Origin of the sequence: Erwinia sp. B116 (genome assembly GCF_002865965.1) — a bacterium.
In the GTDB taxonomy this organism is placed as follows: domain Bacteria; phylum Pseudomonadota; class Gammaproteobacteria; order Enterobacterales; family Enterobacteriaceae; genus Erwinia.
In genome coordinates, this window is the sequence record NZ_JRZZ01000025.1 from 43,763 (window position 1) to 62,995 (window position 19,233).

15 protein-coding genes and 5 pseudogenes are annotated in these 19,233 nt (G+C 53.1%); 4 read left to right on the plus strand and 16 right to left on the minus strand.

Going from position 1 to position 19,233, the window contains the following annotated elements:
• Nucleotides 1–26: 26 nt before the first annotated feature.
• Nucleotides 27–941, minus strand: coding sequence for an NAD(P)-dependent oxidoreductase (locus NV64_RS16115; RefSeq protein WP_101506311.1), 915 nt, complete (start codon nucleotides 939–941; stop codon nucleotides 27–29).
• Nucleotides 938–2,674, minus strand: coding sequence for a fatty acyl-AMP ligase (locus NV64_RS16120; RefSeq protein WP_101506312.1), 1,737 nt, complete (start codon nucleotides 2,672–2,674; stop codon nucleotides 938–940). The genes NV64_RS16115 and NV64_RS16120 overlap by 4 nt, the downstream gene beginning before the upstream one ends.
• Before the next feature lie 557 nt (nucleotides 2,675–3,231).
• Here NV64_RS16120 and NV64_RS16130 point away from each other — a divergent pair.
• Nucleotides 3,232–4,356 carry an N-acetyltransferase gene (locus NV64_RS16130; RefSeq protein ID WP_056238706.1) on the plus strand — a complete coding sequence of 375 codons (1,125 nt, stop codon included), beginning with the start codon at nucleotides 3,232–3,234 and terminating at the stop codon, nucleotides 4,354–4,356.
• Here the strand turns inward: NV64_RS16130 and NV64_RS16135 are convergent.
• Nucleotides 4,329–5,102, minus strand: coding sequence for a hypothetical protein (locus NV64_RS16135; RefSeq protein WP_056238709.1), 774 nt, complete (start codon nucleotides 5,100–5,102; stop codon nucleotides 4,329–4,331). The genes NV64_RS16130 and NV64_RS16135 overlap by 28 nt on opposite strands.
• Nucleotides 5,103–5,115: 13 nt before the next feature.
• The gene (locus NV64_RS16140; RefSeq protein ID WP_199177675.1) at nucleotides 5,116–5,847 is read right to left on the minus strand and encodes a hypothetical protein; all 732 of its coding nucleotides are present in this window, start codon (nucleotides 5,845–5,847) and stop codon (nucleotides 5,116–5,118) included.
• Nucleotides 5,848–6,267: 420 nt separating this feature from the next.
• Here NV64_RS16140 and NV64_RS16145 point away from each other — a divergent pair, with 420 nt between their 5' ends.
• Nucleotides 6,268–7,008: a hypothetical protein gene (locus tag NV64_RS16145; protein WP_056238715.1), complete on the plus strand. Its 741-nt coding sequence runs from the start codon at nucleotides 6,268–6,270 to the stop codon at nucleotides 7,006–7,008.
• 46 nt (nucleotides 7,009–7,054) lie between these two features.
• The gene (locus NV64_RS16150) at nucleotides 7,055–7,807 is read left to right on the plus strand and encodes an aspartyl/asparaginyl beta-hydroxylase domain-containing protein (RefSeq protein WP_101506314.1); all 753 of its coding nucleotides are present in this window, start codon (nucleotides 7,055–7,057) and stop codon (nucleotides 7,805–7,807) included.
• Between the two features lie 195 nt (nucleotides 7,808–8,002).
• Here the strand turns inward: NV64_RS16150 and NV64_RS16155 are convergent, their stop codons facing one another.
• The 5 genes and pseudogenes from NV64_RS16155 to NV64_RS16175 all read right to left on the minus strand — a co-directional run.
• Nucleotides 8,003–8,857, minus strand: coding sequence for a PA4780 family RIO1-like protein kinase (locus NV64_RS16155; RefSeq protein WP_101506315.1), 855 nt, complete (start codon nucleotides 8,855–8,857; stop codon nucleotides 8,003–8,005).
• 683 nt (nucleotides 8,858–9,540) lie between these two features.
• The gene (locus tag NV64_RS16160; protein WP_101506316.1) at nucleotides 9,541–10,026 is read right to left on the minus strand and encodes a type VI secretion system tube protein TssD; all 486 of its coding nucleotides are present in this window, start codon (nucleotides 10,024–10,026) and stop codon (nucleotides 9,541–9,543) included.
• 20 nt (nucleotides 10,027–10,046) lie between these two features.
• The gene (locus tag NV64_RS16165; protein WP_056238737.1) at nucleotides 10,047–10,373 is read right to left on the minus strand and encodes a DUF1493 family protein; all 327 of its coding nucleotides are present in this window, start codon (nucleotides 10,371–10,373) and stop codon (nucleotides 10,047–10,049) included.
• Complete coding sequence (locus NV64_RS16170; protein WP_101506317.1) at nucleotides 10,367–10,831, minus strand: STM2901 family protein; 465 nt, start codon at nucleotides 10,829–10,831, stop codon at nucleotides 10,367–10,369. The genes NV64_RS16165 and NV64_RS16170 overlap by 7 nt, the downstream gene beginning before the upstream one ends.
• Before the next feature lie 451 nt (nucleotides 10,832–11,282).
• Nucleotides 11,283–12,155: pseudogene (locus tag NV64_RS16175) on the minus strand (DUF5906 domain-containing protein); the annotation flags it as partial.
• Between the two features lie 287 nt (nucleotides 12,156–12,442).
• Here NV64_RS16175 and NV64_RS16180 point away from each other — a divergent pair.
• A complete protein-coding gene (locus tag NV64_RS16180) occupies nucleotides 12,443–13,120 on the plus strand; it encodes an EcsC family protein (RefSeq protein ID WP_056238745.1) in 678 nt (225 codons plus the stop codon).
• Between the two features lie 460 nt (nucleotides 13,121–13,580).
• Here the strand turns inward: NV64_RS16180 and NV64_RS16185 are convergent.
• The 7 genes and pseudogenes from NV64_RS16185 to NV64_RS16215 all read right to left on the minus strand — a co-directional run.
• Nucleotides 13,581–13,730, minus strand: a pseudogene (locus NV64_RS16185) (TA system toxin CbtA family protein); the annotation flags it as partial.
• 41 nt (nucleotides 13,731–13,771) lie between these two features.
• Nucleotides 13,772–14,347: pseudogene (locus NV64_RS16190) on the minus strand (transposase); the annotation flags it as partial.
• A gap of 48 nt (nucleotides 14,348–14,395) precedes the next feature.
• Nucleotides 14,396–17,713, minus strand: a complete 3,318-nt coding sequence (locus NV64_RS16195) for a VPA1262 family protein (RefSeq protein WP_101506318.1) — start codon at nucleotides 17,711–17,713, stop codon at nucleotides 14,396–14,398.
• A gap of 99 nt (nucleotides 17,714–17,812) precedes the next feature.
• Nucleotides 17,813–18,364, minus strand: coding sequence for a transposase (locus tag NV64_RS24515; protein WP_101506319.1), 552 nt, complete (start codon nucleotides 18,362–18,364; stop codon nucleotides 17,813–17,815).
• Between the two features lie 92 nt (nucleotides 18,365–18,456).
• Nucleotides 18,457–18,633, minus strand: a pseudogene (locus NV64_RS24150) (TA system toxin CbtA family protein); the annotation flags it as partial.
• A 43-nt stretch (nucleotides 18,634–18,676) separates the two neighbouring features.
• Nucleotides 18,677–19,042, minus strand: coding sequence for a type IV toxin-antitoxin system YeeU family antitoxin (locus NV64_RS16210; RefSeq protein WP_101506320.1), 366 nt, complete (start codon nucleotides 19,040–19,042; stop codon nucleotides 18,677–18,679).
• A 25-nt stretch (nucleotides 19,043–19,067) separates the two neighbouring features.
• Nucleotides 19,068–19,157 (minus strand): annotated as a pseudogene (locus NV64_RS16215) (DUF987 family protein); the annotation flags it as partial.
• Nucleotides 19,158–19,233: the final 76 nt, after the last annotated feature.

A 19,233-nucleotide genomic window follows, 5' to 3' on the forward strand; every position in this document is an offset into this window, starting at 1 on the left:
TCTCTGTAACCCTGTCGTCAGTATTATCAAAACAGTTCGTCACGCAGCGCCTGCTCCAGGCGGATCGTCGGTGCCCAGTCAATGCGCTCAGACAGCAGCTGGTTGCTCGCTGACCAGTCGGGATGGGTCAACTCGCCGATTTTGCTCTGCGTCAACATTGGCTCTTTGCGGGAGATCCTTTGTACGGCCTGGCTCAGGTGGGCCAGCAGCCTGAGAACGGGCAGCGGAATGCCTACCAGTCTTACCGGGCCATGGCGCACCGCCGCGCCGATCTCCCGCAGGCGTGGCCAGCTGTAGCCGCCGGGTAGCCCGTCACAGAGTTCATAAGGGCCGGCGGCAGCGTCGTGATGCTGCAACCAGCGGATGACGGCATGGGCTAAATCACAGACGTGCAGAAACGACAGCTGTGTTTGCGGCTGGCCCAGCCGCAGCAGCAGGCCGCGCAGCAGCCAGCGGAACAGCGGCTGCAGCTCCTTATCGCCGGGCCCGTACACCGCCGTCGGGCGAAATATCCCCAGCGCGAGCGGCCCTTTTTCGGCCGTCAGCCTTTGCTCGGCGACATATTTGGAGTGCGCATACCACGAGAGATGCGGATGGCGGGCGGCCAGCGACGAGATAAACAGGAAGCGTTTACAGCAGCTGTTTTCCTTCGCCATCTCTAGCAACCGCATACTGCCGGTAACGTTCGAGGTGATAAAGGCGGCCTGAGACTGCCCGCGCACCCGCCCTGCGCAGTGAACAACCGAGCCCGCCCCTCTGACCAGCTCCCGCAGCGAGTCGGAGCTCTCCAGCGACCCGTGGACCCAGGCCAGCCTGCGGTCGGCAGATTTCTCCGGCGAGCGGGTCAGGGCGCGCACGGTAAAACCTGCGGCAAGCAGGTGTTCGGCAATATGTTTGCCGATAAATCCGGTCGCGCCGGTTAACGCGACGGTGGCGTTCATTGCGCATGGCCCGTCAGCCGCGGCGGCGGCGCGCCCGACCCGGTCAGATAGCGTTTTTTGGCCTCGGCGCGGGAGGGTTTGCCGGACGAGGTTTTGGGAATGCTGTGGGGCGGCACCAGCATGATATCCACCGCCACGCCGAACTCGCTCTGGATACGTGATGAGAGTGAATGAACGATCTGGCTGCGCCGCTCGGCGGAGCTGATCCGGCACTGGATCTGCAAAATAATGCGCGCGGCATCCTCACCGCCCGGCGTGGTAACAAAGGCAATCGCATCGCCGCTGCGGAACTCCGGCTCTGATTCGGCCACCCCTTCAATGTCCTGTGGCCAGATATTGCGGCCGCGGATAATGATCAGGTCTTTTTTACGGCCGGTAATATACAGGTTGCCCTGCAGCAGATAGCCCATATCGCCGGTGTCCATCCAGCCGTTCGCGCGGATCTGCTGTTGTGAGTCCGCATCGCCATAATAGCCGCTCATCAGGCTGGGGCCGGCGATGCAGATATGGCCGACCTGACGCTCTGGCAGCCGTTGCTGCCGATCGTTACGAATTTCGATACGATGGCCGGGCAGCGCTTTGCCGCAGTTTACAAAGGTTGACCACGCGCGCGCCGGGTCAACCGGCTCAACCGCGCGGCCTTCATGCTCCAGAATATGACGGTCAACAATGTGGCTTTGCGGGCCGGTTGCGCGATCGAAGAAGCTCACCGCCAGGGTGTTTTCAGCCAGCCCGTAGCAGGGCATAAAGGCGTCGCGGGCAAACCCCACCTGACTGAAGCGATGGTAAAAGCGCGTCAGCAGATCGGAGGGAACCGGTTCAGCGCCGACACCTGCTACGCGCCACCTGGAGAGATCCAGCTCGGCCAGCTCTTTCTCACTGCTACGGCGCAGGCAAATTTCATAACCAAACGGCGGCGCAACCGAAATCGTTGCGGCGTTGCGGGTAATCAGCTTCAGCCACAGCAGCGGGCGCATGGCAAAGTCCTGCGTACGCAGGTAATCAACCGACAGCTGTGTCGCCATCGGGGTTAACATAAAGCCCACCAGACCCATATCGTGATAGAACGGCAGCCATGAGACGCAGCGATCCCCGGCGTGCGCCTTAATACCGTCCTGGCCGATTGCCCGCAGGTTGGCCATCACCGCACGCTGGGTGACGATCACCCCACGCGGAAAGCGGGTGCTGCCGGAGGTATATTGCAGATAGGCAATATCGTCAGGAGCCGGAGCCCACAGCGTCACCTCGTATTCAGGCAGGGCGTTGAGGTCATCATGGCTGAGAATGCGCAGATCGGGGGGGATTTGTGCGGCATGGATCAGCGGTAGCCACTCGCTGCCGGCAATAATGACGGCGGGCTGGCAGCTGCTGAGCAGCCGTTCGAGTTTGCTGATACAGGACGCACTCTGGCCAACCCCCAGCGGAATGGCCAGCGGGACCGCCACCAGGCCGGCATACTGGCAGGCAAAAAAAATGTCGACAAATTCCGCACGGGTCTCCGCGAACAGCGCAACGCGCGTGCCCCGGGGCAAACTCATGGAAAGCAGTCGACGGGCGGCCTGGCGCGCACGCTGGCGTAACTCCCGATATTCCAACGCAATTACCAGTTGATTACGGCGGTCGTAAAAGTTCATGCCGGTGCTGCCTTGTGCCGCGTAATCCAACGCCGCTGCCAGCGAAGGAAAATCAGCATAGCGGATGGGGAGGGTATGGATCGAGCTGGTTTCGGACATTGACAACGTATCCTTAGAAGACAAAAAAACGGTTGATTGTTGTGATCACGGCCGGCCTTTCTTAATCGGTACCTGGTGTCGTGACAGCAGGCGAATATTAATTAACCGGGTATTTATAACGTAAGGCCGCTGGCATCCCGTATAGCTGATGCGCAGCGAATAATGCGGTGCGCAGGCTAAAGAAACAGAGCAAGGACGGGGCTGAATGCATGATTAACAGCAAATCACAGCCCCGCAGCGTTATCAGTTTGCACAACATCAGACCACGTTTTATGCCTGACTCTGAAATGGAGTTGATTATCCTATTTATTTTCTGCGCAATGTCATGTCTGATCCGTGCTTTTTTACCCGGAATGAGGTGAGTGTGGCTATAAAGCATTAATTGCCCGTTTGTTATCAGGTTATTCCTGGTGTTTGGCTAAGGGCGTACATCAGTGGTTAATTATATTATGTCGATATCTTTAGCATGATTTGTTAATGCGTGACCTGGTAAAGAAATTAATCTGTCCGGCCGCGCTGGCTCTGTGTTGTTATAAAAAATCGACATGATGGTATTTATGATTACAATAAAAAAAGTTGTCTCAAAACGCGATCTCAACGCATTTATCGGCTTTCCCACCACGCTTTTTCAGGATGACCCAAACTGGATAACCCCCCTCAGTCTTGAACGGCGGGAGCATCTGTCAGCCCGCAACCCCGCAGCGCAGCATGTGGAGTGGCAGGCATGGCTGGCAGAGCGGGAGGGAAGAGTGGTTGGCCGCATCATCGCGCAGATTGACTCCCTCCACCGCCAGCGCTACGGCGACGATAGCGGCCACTTCGGCATGATCGATGCCATCGACGACCCGCAGGTTTTCAGCGCGTTATTTAACGCCGCCGAAGAGTGGTTACGGTCAAAAGGCGCGCGCAACATCACCGGGCCCTTCAGCCTCAACGTTAACCAGGAGAGCGGCCTGCTGATGGAGGGGTTTAACACGCCGCCATCGGCGCTGATGCTGCACGGCAAACCCTGGTATGCCGACCGGGTAATGCAGCAGGGATACCGCAAAGGCATCGACCTGCTGGCCTATTCGATGCGCCTCAGCACGCTGCACTTCAACACCTCTTTGCGCAAACTGATGGACCACGCGCGCGATAAGGTGACCATCCGCCCGCTAAACCGCAAAAAATTCGCCGAAGAGATGCAGCTGCTGCGTGAAATCTTTAACTCAGGCTGGCAGAACAACTGGGGATTTGTGCCCTTTACCGAACACGAATTTGCCGCGATGGGCGATCAGCTCAAATTACTGGTGCCTGACGATCTGATCTGTATTGCCGAAATGGCGGGTAAACCGATCGCCTTTATCGTCGGCCTGCCGAATATCAATGAGGCCATCGCTGACTTAAACGGCAGCCTGCTGCCGTTTGGCTGGGCGAAGCTGCTGTGGCGGTTAAAGGTGCGCGGGGTGCGCAGCGCGCGGGTGCCGCTGATGGGGGTGATCAAGGCGCATCAGTTCAGCCGCCTGGGGCCGGTGGTGGCGCTGCTGATGATTGAAGCCCTGCGCGACGCGTTGATGCGCCGCAATATCGAGTCCGTGGAGATGTCGTGGATCTTAGAGTCCAACGCCGGCATGCGCGGCATACTGGAACGCATCGGCGCCGACCCTTACAAACGTTACCGGTTATTTGAAAAAAGGCTGTGATCGCAGTTGGCAGACTCTTCGCCTGCCACGGCCACGCCGGACAGCGCCGCCAGCGCCGCGCTGAATACCTGCTGATACGGCGCGCGGGAATCCAGATCGACGATGCGTGCGCCGTTATAGTTTAAGCGCGTCATCACCGCGATTTTGTCACCCAGTTCGCTATAGCTGTGATCGGGCTTACGGGAAAACGCGGTATCGACGTCAATCGCCAGGCGGATAATCAGCTGCGGGCGCAGTAACGCCATTTGCCGATAGAGTTGCTGCTCTTTACGCGCCAGCCGGGTGATCAGCCAGCCGTTAGCCCGTTCAGGGCCAATCCCCGGCCCGTCATAGTGAAAACCTGCCACCTCAGCCTGCGGATAGCGATCGCCGATCACCAGCACGCCGCTGGCCGCCAGACGCTGCGCCTTGCGTAAATTTCTCGCCCGCCAGCACGAGAGGCCGTACATCACCAGCGCCGCCCACAGCGGCGGCGACCGGTTGCGCATGCTCTGTGTTTTCTCTGATTTGGCGGCCAGGCGGCGCTCAAGCCAGGGCCCGATCAGCGGCAGGCGCTTAATTTTATCGCCCTGTTCCCCCGAAATCAGCCCCAGATAGCAGCGCGTGGTGGCGCGCTGAAGGTTCATCCTGCTGACCAGATCGGCGGTCAGAGTGGATTTTCCGCAGCCGTCACAGCCGACGATGGCGATCATGCCGGTAACAGAGCGGGCGGCAGGAACGGGAGGGGGAAGGTCGTTTTTTCTCATAGTGATAAAGCGATTAATCCACAGAAGGGGGAAGCGACAGTGAAAGGCGAACGGCCTGCAGCGATGCATCCAGCACCCTGCTGGCCGGTTCCTGTCCGTTAAGGTCGATAATGGTGGCGCCGTTAAAATTGAGCCGTGGAATAACGCTGATTTTTTCACGCAGCGCCGCGATATCGTGATCGGGTTTGCGCTGGTGGGCGGTCTGCTCATCAATATCCAGGCGCAGCAACAGCAGCGGCGGATATGAGGCCATCCACCGATAGAGCGCCTGTTCTCGCCGGCGCAGGGCCTTAATCCAGCGGTTGCCGCCCTGCGCCCTGGCCAGCTGCGGGCCATCCACCCGAAAGCCGGGCGCTTCCGCCTGCGGATAACGATCGGTAATTAACAGCACCCCGCGGTGGGCTTTGTGCAGCATGCGTCTGAACTTAACCGTCCGCCAGCAGGAGAGCAGGAAGATTGCCAGCGCGGCGATATTCCCCGGCGGGCTGGCGGGGCGCTGATGAACCCGCCCGGCGCTGTTTAACAGATAGCGGCCAAACGGCGCGCCAATCAGCGGCAGGCGGCTAATCCACTCGCCGAGGCGGCCTGATGACTGTCCGAGATAACAGAGCTCGGCGGCCAGGCCAGGGGAGAGACGATTTACCAGGCCGGAGGCTAAGGTTGATTTACCCGCGCCATCACAGCCGGTGATGGCAATAACCCGCACAGGCGGATGTCGGGTCATATTTTTCATGTTCTGACTCATGGTTACCACTGTGTGAAGAGTAAAAGAGGACGAAATCGCGATATTATTTCCGCCAAAGTTATTTGTCTTGTTGAACGCGTGCTGTAAGCGCTGAGTACAGGCTGAATAAGAGTGTTGCGCATTAAAAGATAAAAATACTGCCTTTCATTGCCAGAGGTAATGTAAAGGCGATGTGCGAGAACGGTCGTGATTATTTAAGCATGATATGGTTAAGGCATGTAAAGGCAGTCAGATACAATGCGCAATTGTTTTTTTGTTGAATTTTAATCTGGCTTAAGCGTATTTTTCTTCGGGGTGAGGATATCGTATCTGGTCAGGGTTTGTGGTGCGTAAAATTATTGGTGGGAATGAATTTTATCCGGAAAGAAAAGCGCATCAGGGATTAAATAAATGCGCTATGTAAAGACAAGGGAGTGATTAATGCAATCAAACACGCCTCCACTTATTGCGATCGTCGGTTGCGATGGCTCAGGAAAATCTACCGTCAGCGAACGTCTGCTGGTATTTCTGCAAAGCTGTGGCCCGGCGACGCGGGTCCACCTGGGCAAACAGGCGGGCAACGTTGAACGCGCGCTGGTCAGGTTGCCGTTAATGGGCCGGTTTCTTAAAAAGAAGATTAACCATAACCGCATCAGCGTCAGCCGGTCGCACTACAGCCCGCTAACGGCGCTGGTGCTGATGGCGTTTGTGCTCCGCCGGCTGCTGCGCTTTCGCCGCATGCTTAAGCTGCGCCGCCGGGGAAATATTATTCTGGCGGACCGGTTCCCGCAAATGGAGATTCAGGGTGGCTACGATGGCCTGCTGTTGCCGGCAGACGCCACCGCCGGCCGGCTGGTCAACCGCTTAGCCGGGCTGGAAAAGAGCGCCTTCCGCTGGATGACAGGCACTCGCCCCGACCTGGTGATCAAACTCAACGTATCGCTCGACGTCGCCTGTAACCGCAAGCCCGACCACCGGCGCACGTCGCTGGCGAAAAAAATCGCCATCACGCCACGGCTGACCTTCAGCGGCAGCCAGGTAGCGAACATTGATGCCGACCTGCCGCTGGACGAGGTGCTGAGTGAAGTCTTAAGCGTGGTGACCGACTTTATGCAGCGCAGCGGGTATCAGACCAGTGTATCCGGGCAGCCGATAAACCACGAGCACACCGCGGGTGGATAGCAAATGGTCGGTGCTGTGAACCCGCAACTTCTGAGGAACCTTAAATATGTCTGCTGACCCCCGGCCAGGACGGCCCCTGTATCAACGCCTGCTGATCAAGGCGGGCAAGCACGTGCTGCGCTGGAGCGGCCGCTTTCAGTCACGCCACTCGCTGATCCCGGACACGCCGCAGATAGATACCCGCGTTTTCGACTGGGTGCCGGCGCTGGAAGCCGCCTGGCCGGAGATCCGCGCCGAACTTGAGCACCTGCTGGAGAACCCGCAGCAGATCCCGGCCTTCCATCAGATCTCCCCCGATCAACAGCGCATCTCTAAGGGCGATAACTGGAAAACCTTCGGCATGGTGATCTACGGCAAACGCATCGATGACAACTGCGCGCTGTGCCCGTGCACCGCGGCGGCGATCGCCGCGATCCCGCATATGCGCACCGCGATGTTCTCGATCCTCAAGCCGAACTACCATATCGTGCCGCACAAGGGGCCGACGCGGGCGGTGGTGCGCGCCCACCTCGGGCTGATCGTACCGAAACAGGCCGACAAGGTCTGGCTGCGCGTAGACGACCGGATCCTGCACTGGCAGGAGGGTAAAGTGCTGCTGTTTGATGACTCTTACGAGCATGAGGTGCGTAACGACACCGACGAACTGCGCGCGGTGCTGTTTCTGGATATCGACCGGCCGATGGACCGGCTGGGCACGCTGGTCAACAGGCCGCTGTTCGCGCTGATCAACGCCAGCCCCTACGTAAAGCAGCCGCTGAAGAATCTGGCGAAGTGGAACCGTGAAGCGAACGACCGCTAACCGGCGTTTGCGCCCGCCAACGGGAGGACGAAAAAAAACCTGGTCACGGTAACGTGCCAGGTTTTTTGCTTCCCTGCCCGGTTGGAAGCCGTTCAGGAAGGAGTGCTACATGTATCGACTCGTCAGGTAACAGTAGCATGCCTGACGGCACGATCGCTATAACGCCTCTTTGCTGTTAATGACCTGCTACGCCACTCAATCCTCGTCACGTTCTCTCATCGCCCGCTGGCGCTCGTAATACTCATCTTCCGCGGTGATAATCTCATCCAGCAGCGAGTCCATATCCACCACGTGCTCCTCTTCGACGAACAGGCCGGTGAGCGGCACTTCCGGAGTCAGCTTGCCGTCTTCATACAGCTGCCAGATCTCTTTCGCATAACGCGTTTTCAGCAGCTGCGGCGCAAACTGGCCGTAGTAAGAGGTGATGTTGTTCACGTCGCGCTGGAACATCGATTTGGCATGGTTGTTGGCGGCGGCGTCCACGGCCTGCGGCAGGTCGATAATCACCGGACCCTGCGCATCCTGCAGCACGTTAAACTCCGACAGATCGCCGTGAACGATACCGGCACAGAGCATGCGCACGATATTGCGGATCATGGTGGCGAAATCCGCCATCGCTTCCTCTGGCGACAGGCTGATATCGCCAAGGCGTGGGGCCACGTTACCTTCACCGTCGGTGACCAGCTCCATCAGCAACACGCCGTCCACGCAGAGATAAGGCTGCGGCACGCGCACGCCGGCATCCGCCAGGCGGAACAGCGCGTTGACCTCGGCCATCTGCCAGGACTCTTCCTGCTGCTTACGGCCGAACTTTGACCCTTTCTGCATCGCACGGGTATTTCGCGAGCTGCGGTTCTTACGCCCCTCCTGGTACTGCACGGCCTGCTTAAAGCTGCGCTGCGTGGCTTCCTTGTACACCTTGGCACACTGCATGTTGCCATTGCAGAGCACGGTGTACACGTCGGCTTCTTTACCGCTCTTCAGCCGCTGCAGCACTTCGTCTATCAGGCCGTCATCAACCAGGGGCTGGATTCTGTTTGGGATTTTCATTGCGGCTTTATACCCTATTTCAGCCGCTTTTCGTATCCATACCACCGCTGGCGATACTGAAAAAGTTGGCAGAGTTTGCTCATGGCCTGATTTTATCGAAGATCGGCAGAGAAATGCCAGAGTTAACAGAGACAAAAAAGCGTGGTGGGGGGAGGGTTTCGAAGGGTTGTGGCGTGTGGGGAAGGGGGAAGCCGTAAAGAGTGAAAAATGTCACAGTTGTTGAGATGGCCGCCAGGCCGAACAGGATAGTACCTTCGTTTAGCGTCGCCCGCGTAATGGGGGCATGGAACGTATCATCCTGAGGTAGCGCTGAGTTTGCAATATTCGATAAGCTGGCCGGATTGAAAAGAGAAAACATAATGACGGTTTAAAACATCTTCATTATCCGTAGAAAAGCAAACGCTCTGTGCATCGATCGGCATTGGCCGCCGGAGCGCAGCACGATCGCCTACATCTCATTCTGTTAACAGGGCAGAGATAAACAGGAGCATGATGCAGCGCACCACGTGCAGTATCCACCTGACCGAAGCCAGATAATGGCTGTACACCGACGCCGCACCGGCGATGGAGCAACTTACGTGCCCGGCGCCGGAGCAGTTTGACCATCTGATCGGTTTATCTTGCCAGGCTTCTGCCGTTGACTGATGGCAGTTAGGGCAGCTTAAGAGAGTTTAAATACTCTCTTAAGCTGAAGGTCGCTCATTCCATGAATCATGAGCCAGTAAATTACCATCTCGGTACAGATGTGTGATCTTCTCATAACACAAGGCAACTTCTTCCATATGCCCCGTACCCGGACAATTCCGGGTATCGTGCATTACCGGACTGACAGAGATCACTTTAACGTTCTCCAGTGTAATTCGGTAATATTCGACCTCCTGCCCGGCATCATTAATATGATAAAATCTGAATTCAGCCGATCTTAAAGTCTGCCCGGTGGCTACTGCTTTGAAAAGATAGGGTGATGCACTATCCAGCTCTTTAGTAAAGTGGAAAGGGGAGTGCTGACGCGTGCCCGTGACTCTCCCTGTTGCAGGATCGGTTGGAATCGTCAGGCAGTGGTATAAGCTCCTTAACTCAATGCTTCCTTCGCGTTCTATTACATCGCACGAACCCCGGATCACGGCTCCGCCATCGTCTGTCAAAAATAAATGTACAGGGACTGCCATATAACTCTCCTTAATTATATTTAATCAAACAACCACTTTCCTGCTTTAGCTGACTCTATAAGCATATTGATAGTAAATGCAGGTACCGGCACCGGTTCCGTCTTTCTGAATGGATTAAGAGAAAAGGGGATGTCCGGAAAGTAGGTTTGTATGTTGAATTTCCCTTTTTCGACATTGAATTTATTGAAGAAATCGTTCATTAAATCCTCAGCTTCAAGCTCATCGATACTAAGATCGGAATTGAGGTCGGTATCGCGATTTAACTCAACCTTTCTGATATTGAAAATGTAGGTGCCTGCATAGGGGCGTATCAGTTCGTAAATCTGATGTTCGACATTATCTACCATATTTTATCTCCTCCCCTTGCGATGATGTTGTAGTCTCGAACTGTACGATAGATGATAGCTGAAACATCGGCAGCCAGGATAATTATGCCAATCAGGGGAATAGAGCGCCCGACAAATGTTCCGATGTTACGCACCATGACTCGCTTTGCCGTCCATGGAGTGTAACCACCAAGCCATGTTGGCATTGAAATTCCGAAAGGAAACTTTGTTTTTTTAAACATTTTCCTGGCTGCTTTCGATGCATAGGATGTTCCCAGGGTAGCACCTACTGGTTTGGGACGAGTACCAAGATTGTTTCGGCCGGATATTAGCGCAACGACAGCGCCAAAATCTGCCGCACCTATGCCGAACTGACTGGCAGTGTTTTCACAAAAAATCATAAACAGAAGTTCCGCCGCGTTGAGATTAGGTTTTCCAGCGTAGAAATAGGTTCCATTTAGCTCTTCTGTCGTGTCCAATTCTCAATCCTTTGGTTGGTATATTAGATGGAGGATATGGGCTGTTTTGAGGGGCGTCTATAAGTGATTTGTTGATTTTTAAGGGTGGGGATATGTTTATAGTTGGTAAGGATGGTGCAGAAGTTTATGCGTATAGAAATCTGTATGACCAAGGATTGAGACGATGAACACGCTCGCCGAACTATGCAATTACCTTTTTAAATAATAACTGTACTGAGTGATTTCTACTCCCGTTAGTCAATTGCGGCAAACAGTAGGATAGAATTGAAGAGATCACACAGGGAGTAAAGGGCAACCGCATGACTGCGGTCTGCTTCAACCGACTTCAGGACATTGATAATCCGGTGCTCTATTAACCGTGCTTTACGTATAACGACCACCTCAGGTCAACGTTATCAGTAAGCTGGAGGATATCTGAAAGTGAACGGTACGTTTAGCAGGGATACTTACAGTAACGCTTGGGGTTCAGCGGGCGAATGTTCGCATTACCCATATACAGCCCGTTCGGCTGGCTCAGCGGCATCAGGTAGCCACAGAAGTCGACCAGCGGATCTGCGTGACGCTTGATTTCCAGCGCCTCACCGGACGTCTGCTGCGCCTGCAGCAGCGCACGTGCCTCCTCCGGCGCGTTGAAGCGCTGCATCAGGTGGCGCACGAAAACCGCCAGTTCACCGGCAATCTTCGCCAGCAGCTGCGGGTCGCGCTCGCTGGCCGGTATGGCGTCCGGGAACGGCAGGATAACCCGTCGGCGCGACACGCCGCCGCTGCGGTCACTGAAGCGCATCGGGTTGTTGTTCACCGCCAGTATCACCGCCGGAATGTAGGCCGAGTAGGCGTCGCGGTACTTCGGGTCAATAAGCACGACATCACCGCCGGTAATCGCCTTGATGCCCGCGCCGTCGCCGCTCCAATTCTCCTGATCAGGCAGGATAATAAATGAGTAGCCGACCACGCTGGCATGCTCGCGAGAGGACTCCAGCGTCTCGATGGTGGCCGAGGTGGTGTTGTCCTTTCCGGCGAGCAGCGTGGCTATTTCGGCCATCACGCTCTTGCCGCTGCCGCCCGGTCCCGTTACCTCAAGGAACATCTGCCAGTCGTAGCGGTTGGCCAGCACCATAAACAGCGCCGCTAAGATGCGCTCCTGCTTTGAATGGACGCGCCCGGCACTTCCAGAACGCGGGCGCGTGCTATGCCAGACTTTCGCCCGAAACGGCGGGGGTATAGCTGACGCTGCTCACCTGCGCAGCCAGTTCTCGCGGCGGTGCGGGCTGAAGGTGCCGGTGGTGGTGTCAAACACACCGTTGCGAAAGCTAATCAGGCTGCGTAAACGACCTCCGTCATCCAAATTACCTCACCGTCTAGGGGGCCGCAGAGGTAAGCTTGAGAGCAACTGGCGGGGGTAGGCGCTTACGCAGTTCGTTGTGCGCATTATCGGTGAAAAGCTTCTGGTGCTGGCCAGCGATTTACCAACACGCAATTGTGGCAAGACCCTGAGCTGGCCCAGGTAGGCTTGTACCGCGCGGCGCTGAGGCCAAGTCTAAGAGTGCACCCTAATGTTCCGATACAGCTTGCCGATACTCGTCGGGAACAATTTCATTTTAAGGAAGAGCAATGAAGAATCCGATAACTCAAGAAATGATTATGAGTAGTCTCGATTGGGCATATGAAAAGGCACTTACATCCTTGCCTGGCGTTGATAGTGCTTTTGAGATGGCAGAAGATTACAAAAATCAAGAAGGTACTCTTGAAGATAGGGTCAATTCTCTTATCAGGTGGCAAAATACTAAAGCAGGTACTACGGGATTTCTTACTGGTTTAGGTGGAGCACTGACCTTACCTGTTACGATCCCAGCCAACATTGCTACGGTCTTCTATGTTCAGATCCGTATGATTGCGGCTATAGCTATCATGGGTGGCTATGACGTCAAGAACGATCAAGTTAAATCCCTCGTCTATGCTGCCCTCACGGGTAATGCTGCCAATGAAGTACTTAAGAATACCGGTATACAGTTGGGTACAAAACTTACTACCTCACTGATCAAAAGCATCTCTGGTGAGACGATTAAAGCTATTAATCGTGCAGTAGGTTTTAGACTTATTACTAAGTTTGGACAAACCGGCTTAGTGAACCTTGGGAAAATGCTTCCTATCCTCGGTGGTGTGATTGGCGGTACTTTTGATGCTGTAAGTACAAACATAATTGGAAATGTTGCACGCGATGCTTTTATTAAAGGAAGCCCATTCATTATTGATGGTGAGTTAGTACCTGAACCTGCACCACAAGAGTGAAAGTACTGGCCCGTTCTGTTAAATCACCATCAACACAGCGATTAAATGGATCGGGCTTACTACCCCAACATCATGGCGGGAGATGCATCCCTTGAGCATGAACTGGCCTTCAATAGGCCAAGGCAAGTGAGTGGGACAGGTTGCCTCAGCGAGCAGAAACTGGCAATTTCCAATAGCGTTTTAAACACAAAAAAGCCCGCAAAGCTTTCACTTTGCGGGCTTTCAGGACTTCTGAACGGACGATTCTGGTATCGCCGTCGAAGAATTTGGTGGGCGCCAGGAGTCTGAATTGGTTGTGTAACTTGTTGTTTAATAGCTGATAACCTTCAGTTCAATTTTCATTTTGGTCCCATTGTTGGTCCTAAAAGAAAATGTCAGGTTTTTTGCAGGGGAGGGGAGGTTATAGTAGAAGTCTCTTCGTCTGTGAGATTAGCATTTTGCTTTCCTTTAGTTTAAGCGTTTATTTCACATTAGTTTTTAGCAAGCCGGTAGAGCGCCTTGCTCGCAGAATATCCACTCCGGAAATATACGGGGTTTGTTCTTGCCACGAAAATCCCTTTCGGTCGATTCGAACCAGTTCGTATTTTTCGACCAGAAAATTCATAACGTCTACCGTAAGCTTACAGCGAGAACCTTATTGGCGGGGATGTGTTATTCAGTTGGCAGGCTTACGCGCCATGGTAACAGCTCTTGGACCTGATTGACTGGCCAGTCAGCTATGACGTTGAGCACATGACGGGGGTACCTCTCTGGATCCACGCCGTTCAATTTGCATGTACCGATCAGGCTGTACAACAGCGCTCCGTGCTCACCGCCGTGGTCGGAGCCGAAGAACAGGAAGTTCTTGCGACCCAGACTGACCGTCCGCAGGGCATTTTCAGCGATGATGTTGTTATCTACTTCAGCGCAGCCACCCTCTGGATAGTACGTCAGTGCCGGCCACTGGTACTGGGCGTACGCGAACGCCTTCGCCAGCTCTGAGTGTCTTGAGAGCGTTTTCATATTTTCACGCAGCCAGCTTTCCAGAGCTTTCAGCTGTGGTTTAGCTTTTTGGTGACGTTCAGCAAGGCGCTGTTCTGCCTGCATTCCCCTTATTTCCGTCTCGATGACATACAACCCGCCGATCTGTTTCAGGGCGCCCTCAGTCAGGACTGACGAGGTGCAGACGTGTACGTCGTGGCTCTTGCAGCGGGCGTAAGCACAACAGGCAGTTTCCGTTATGGGACCTGTAGGTAACTGTGATGGATTACGAAGGTCCCTCATTTTCGCCCTAGATCACCGTGGCTCAATTGCTCTCTGAATAATTTGATGTAGACCATGTGACCCAATCTGTTCGGGATCGCCATTTAAATAAGTGAGTAGGTCTTTGCTTGAACTCCAGCGCCGAGTTGAGGGGTTGATTCGTTCTATAATTTCTTCGCTTTCAAGTAGAAGTTCATTCAACAGTGGTAACTCATCAGGCACCAATGTTGTAATCCTACGAGCGAGCGCATAGAGCCAGAGGTTTACTTGGTGCGCATTGTTGTAGGATTTCCAGCTTATCTGCGCGCTCATCGGCCGCCTGATGGTCCGAGCCAGTGCATCAAAGACTTTCCTAAGTTCTCTGACAATCTCCACTCGATCTGCTGAGCTTAGGTATTTGGTCGCAATAGCCAGCTCATCGGTGAACGCACCGTCCGCATCTAGAGTAAAATAGAGACTCTCATTCTTGAGTGCTGTACGCCATTGGGTAGTCAGCTCTGTCAACCACTGATGGGCAACTTGAGAGATGTCGATTGTTCTTTTTTCCAGCATGGGTACGAGCATGGATTCAAGAATCCAAGGCGTGAAATGGTGTAGCCTGCCGAGGCGACCCCGAACAGGTTGAAGAATATCCTTGAGCTCATCGTCTGCGAGAGGAGCCTTTAACGATTGGATTAAACAAGCGATGAGTTGTGGTTTAATCTCCGAATTAAGGTAGTTGGCTTCGTTGATCAGCCAGCACAAAATGGTACGTCGAACAGTGGCTGATTCGATATGGTCGATTTTTGAAAGGGCTTCAATTCCCCAGACTCCCCTATTAAGGGCGTTTTCAAGAGCATGAAGCCCTATCCAGATTATTACACTCACATTGCTCTGCAAAAGCGCATCAATTTGCTCATGATGCTTGTCAAAGCTGACGCACAAACAAATATGCTTAAGAGCTTCAACCACAAGCGCGTGGGTACGAGGAGACTTGATTGGTTCAGAGAATATTGTGTTTAACCAAGATACCAACTGCTTTGGAGCTTGCGACCATAGGAGTTGTATGGAGTAGTAGTCGCTCCATGAGGTATCTACGGGTGAATATGTGAATGTATTGAACGGATCATTTTTTGAAAGCAGTAGTGCTGTAAGTTCCTGTGAACGGTAGTGTTCAATGTCAAGTTGTTTTTTTGTGAGACGTGGTTGCAGTGCTTTTGCTCTGGAGGGAGAGATGTGCTCCAACAGTGCAACCTTCACAGGTTCGGATAATACTGATTGCTCCTTATTGTAGAGGCTGCCTGCATAGCGACTAGCCGGGGAGTTGGCTATGACATAACCAAGGACATCCCAAGCTGAGTAGAAATCTGCTATTGGCAACCCTTCAGTCCAAAATTTGCCGGGAAGAGCGTCAAAGCGATCTTCGTCAAGTTTCCCATCTTTAATGTATCCTTTGGCACTCATCTGCTCCATGAGTACAGCTCCTGACAAGTTTGAAAGCTGCTCATCATCAAGCCACCAGGCTAGCACGCTACCAGCGCATGGTAGCTCAGCAAATGAGGAATTGTGATTTAGCCCTTTAGGCTTCACCTCCTCACATGGGCTAATGTCGGCAGAATTGAAAATTATTCTTGCAGGAAGGTGGGGATTACCCTCTCCATAGAGTGTGCTTTGGATAATCTGATCAACGTACTCAAATACATGCGGAATCACGTCCAGAGGAATAGGGGTTGCCAATAGAGGATGGTTCTCGCTGGCCCTCTGAACTGAATTGGAAAGATGGTACCCAGCTAACGGCTGACCATTGGCTGAGCGAATGAGGATCATGCGGTCGTGGAGTTTGTTCTCTGGTACTGCGAGTATTTTGAGGCAAACACTTCCAAAGTAGCCATTATTCCAACCTGAACATCTCGCTATAAGATTTTCAACACGATTGGGCTGACCAGCCTCTTTTATGCTGTCATCATTCGACATTTTTTCCGTCGTGATGACAAGGTAATCAGCAGTAGCAGTGCCCAGTCGGTTGAGAAGCTCAATCCCTACATCCTCCATATATGGGTCGATCCAAGCAATTTTCGCGTCGTGGTGCCGTTCGAAAATGTCCTTGAGCCAATCTTTCAACTCGAGACGGCTCATACCGCTGCTGTCGTTGAGAGTAGGAAAGAACCGCCCGTCGGATTTTTTTGGGCATAACTGTTTGATTCTGTTCTGGATGAGCCGGTTGAGTGGAACCCATGGATCATCCGCATACCCGCCCATTTTTGACCGAGAGGGACTACTAATAGCACGCCCAATCTGTCCTGCTATCTCCAGTCTGGCCTTTTCCCTTTTCGGTACTTTTTTTGCCAACCATTCGAATTGGTAGTTTGCCCTAATGGGTTCGACTAGCTGCATGTTGAAATTCATTTCGCGCATGAAATCTGCGCCGGTTTGAAGCAGGAGGAATGATTGCTCACCATTTATTCCAAGCGCATAAATCTCCATTGTATAAGCTGTGCTAGCTTGGTCCTGAAACACTTTGAGTTCAAATGTGTGATGGAGAGGGTATGAAGCGTTCTTGCTGAGGTTGGTGATATAAGAGGACTGAATGCTACCGTCACTGTACGCCTTGACAATAACCAACAGATCGGAAGGTTCTCGGGTTAGTGGTTCGAATAGAGTCAGAGATGACTGCTGCCCCTTCAAGGATAAGTCATACTTGCTACGCTCTGTAGCAGTGAGCCCAGGAGCACAGATGAACTCAAAGTCTCCAATTCTCCAAGAGTCAATTGTGGAGAAATCTAAGCCAGTATCTGCATTCAATACTTGGCATGCAAATTTGGCAATCTTCGTGTCATATCCTTCCAACACATTGAATAAATTTGATTTTTCTCTCAGGGAAATTGCGCCGCTGTCAACACTGGAATAGCTGGTTGGGCTTAGCCGATTAGTTTGAAATCTATAATAATCGCGTGTCGGCAAATGCATTACAGGGCGAGTGATGGGATTCACACAAAATGTGCTTGTTCCTATCGCCTTAGCCAATTTGTCGTTGATATTCAGCCCAGAGAGTTGGCAAGATTTCTGAAACGTCTCTCCGCAGATGAAGTGCTCAAGGAAAGTTCTCAATCTCTCGGTAGAGGTATGAAGTGTCAAGGCGTGAGTTCTGACTGAGCAATTCTCAGTAAGTCGCATTTTGGAACTAGCGCTCCCGCTCCAACTGTTTGATTGGTAGTTTCCTGATAGTGACCGACCATACAGAAAACGTAGTTCACTTGAATCTTCCCACTCGATCTCCAATACCCAGATTTGGCTTATAGTGAGATTTTGATCATCTCCGAACAAGTCATATAACCTAGAGTCTGAAAGCAACGCGCACAGTGGACTCGTCATAGGGCACTCCTTTGTAGTGCTAAGTAAAAAGTGGATATAGATATGTGGTGCTGGCTGGAAGTAGACTTGCCCCTTGAATCTTCAGACAGTTGGTATCACTTAAGTTAGTGATAGTCGGTAAGTGTCAACGAAGTTGTCACCCCTGAGGTTCACTATGCAGCCTGCTTTTCCCACTCTGGGTTCAGCGTTACCTCCGCTTTCCACTGCCAGTTTCGCGTTCAATTCCGCCAGCTTAACCGTAAGCGTACAGCGAGACCAGCTAGGTTTTGGTGCCTGTTGGTAACGGGAGCATCGCTTCAGTTCCTGTATCAGCAGAGTCAGAAGCTTTTCGCTGACAGTGCCGTTGAGGCAGAGCGTCCCGCGCCGGAACGTTATCTCACAGCTCATACTGAGCGCTTCCGGGTCCTTTGCGGGCAATTCTGGCTGTACGGCATCGAGAGTCACAGGAAGTAGCTGAGGACTCTCTGAAGAAGGTAATAGCAGCTTTCCCTCGCGCCATTTGAACAGCTGATTAGCGTTAATGACATTTTCAAGCGCAAGTTTTGAGATGGATATTACGGGGTCGCAGGAGCCAGCAACGAGTTGCTGCTTAAACTCAGGAGAATAATTAGGGCAGCCTTTTCGTCTGCCGGGAATCCCATTTTTCTGCATATCTGACACTTTGGTTCCCACTACTCACTGGTGGACACTACTTTGTCGGGAACATCAGATTATGCCCAGACGGACCACGCTCTACGCTTACCGTCAGCTAGAGTGATACCGGCATCAATGTGCTCCTGAATAACGGTTTCATTACTGAACGGTGTGTCATTCAACGTCAGGCCATAGTGTTGCGATAACAGATGAGTCAGCAGCCGTTGCCAGGTTTCAACGGGTGACAGATAGGGCTGAGCCGCCCGTGTCGGGGATGATGATAAGGTTTACATGATGTTTGCTCCATGAGTTTAAGAGATAAGTGAAGAGTTAATGGGGTTCAGGCTTTTCGGTATAAACAGCGATGTAGACATAACCGCAGGAGCCGAGTGTATCGGCTTCGCAAGTCAGTCCATTGTGATATAGCGTGACGCAGTGCTGTTGCCTGGGAGAGAGTTCTCCGCTGGTGAGCATCAACTCCAGTTGTTTGAGCATCAACGGAAAAGCCTGGTCGAGGCGTAATGCTTCGTTGTCGCTGAAAGCACCGTTGAATCCGGCCCGGTCAGCGAGAAAATGCACCCGGTTGCCTTCCTGCACCAGACGGGCGCCAAAACAGGGTGTGATCGTGCGCTTTAGTCCCCACTGCTGGCAGGTAAGATTCTCCGGTTTGGTACCGGATTCTGAGTGATTGTTCATTATTGTTCCGGATTAAAGGGAAGGATTAATTAAGAGTGACACTTCGAAGAATGACATAGGGACCATTGCGATCCTGACGGCGTTCAGCAAAGACGGCCAGAACGCCGTGTATGTCCTGTGATCTTACCCATCAATAGTGGACACGCGACTAAGTGAGTAAACTCTCAACCAGAGGTGACTCACATGACAAA

Excerpts from the sequence above, each read along its gene's own strand:
- NV64_RS16115 (WP_101506311.1), bottom strand. The coding sequence starts at position 941 with ATGAACGCCACCGTCGCGTTAACCGGCGCGACCGGATTTATCGGCAAA.
- NV64_RS16120 (WP_101506312.1), bottom strand. The coding sequence starts at position 2,674 with ATGTCCGAAACCAGCTCGATCCATACCCTCCCCATCCGCTATGCTGAT.
- NV64_RS16130 (WP_056238706.1), top strand. The coding sequence starts at position 3,232 with ATGATTACAATAAAAAAAGTTGTCTCAAAACGCGATCTCAACGCATTT.
- NV64_RS16135 (WP_056238709.1), bottom strand. The coding sequence starts at position 5,102 with ATGAGAAAAAACGACCTTCCCCCTCCCGTTCCTGCCGCCCGCTCTGTT.
- NV64_RS16140 (WP_199177675.1), bottom strand. The coding sequence starts at position 5,847 with ATGAGTCAGAACATGAAAAATATGACCCGACATCCGCCTGTGCGGGTT.
- NV64_RS16145 (WP_056238715.1), top strand. The coding sequence starts at position 6,268 with ATGCAATCAAACACGCCTCCACTTATTGCGATCGTCGGTTGCGATGGC.
- NV64_RS16150 (WP_101506314.1), top strand. The coding sequence starts at position 7,055 with ATGTCTGCTGACCCCCGGCCAGGACGGCCCCTGTATCAACGCCTGCTG.
- NV64_RS16155 (WP_101506315.1), bottom strand. The coding sequence starts at position 8,857 with ATGAAAATCCCAAACAGAATCCAGCCCCTGGTTGATGACGGCCTGATA.
- NV64_RS16160 (WP_101506316.1), bottom strand. The coding sequence starts at position 10,026 with ATGGCAGTCCCTGTACATTTATTTTTGACAGACGATGGCGGAGCCGTG.
- NV64_RS16165 (WP_056238737.1), bottom strand. The coding sequence starts at position 10,373 with ATGGTAGATAATGTCGAACATCAGATTTACGAACTGATACGCCCCTAT.
- NV64_RS16180 (WP_056238745.1), top strand. The coding sequence starts at position 12,443 with ATGAAGAATCCGATAACTCAAGAAATGATTATGAGTAGTCTCGATTGG.
- NV64_RS16195 (WP_101506318.1), bottom strand. The coding sequence starts at position 17,713 with ATGACGAGTCCACTGTGCGCGTTGCTTTCAGACTCTAGGTTATATGAC.
- NV64_RS24515 (WP_101506319.1), bottom strand. The coding sequence starts at position 18,364 with ATGCAGAAAAATGGGATTCCCGGCAGACGAAAAGGCTGCCCTAATTAT.
- NV64_RS16210 (WP_101506320.1), bottom strand. The coding sequence starts at position 19,042 with ATGAACAATCACTCAGAATCCGGTACCAAACCGGAGAATCTTACCTGC.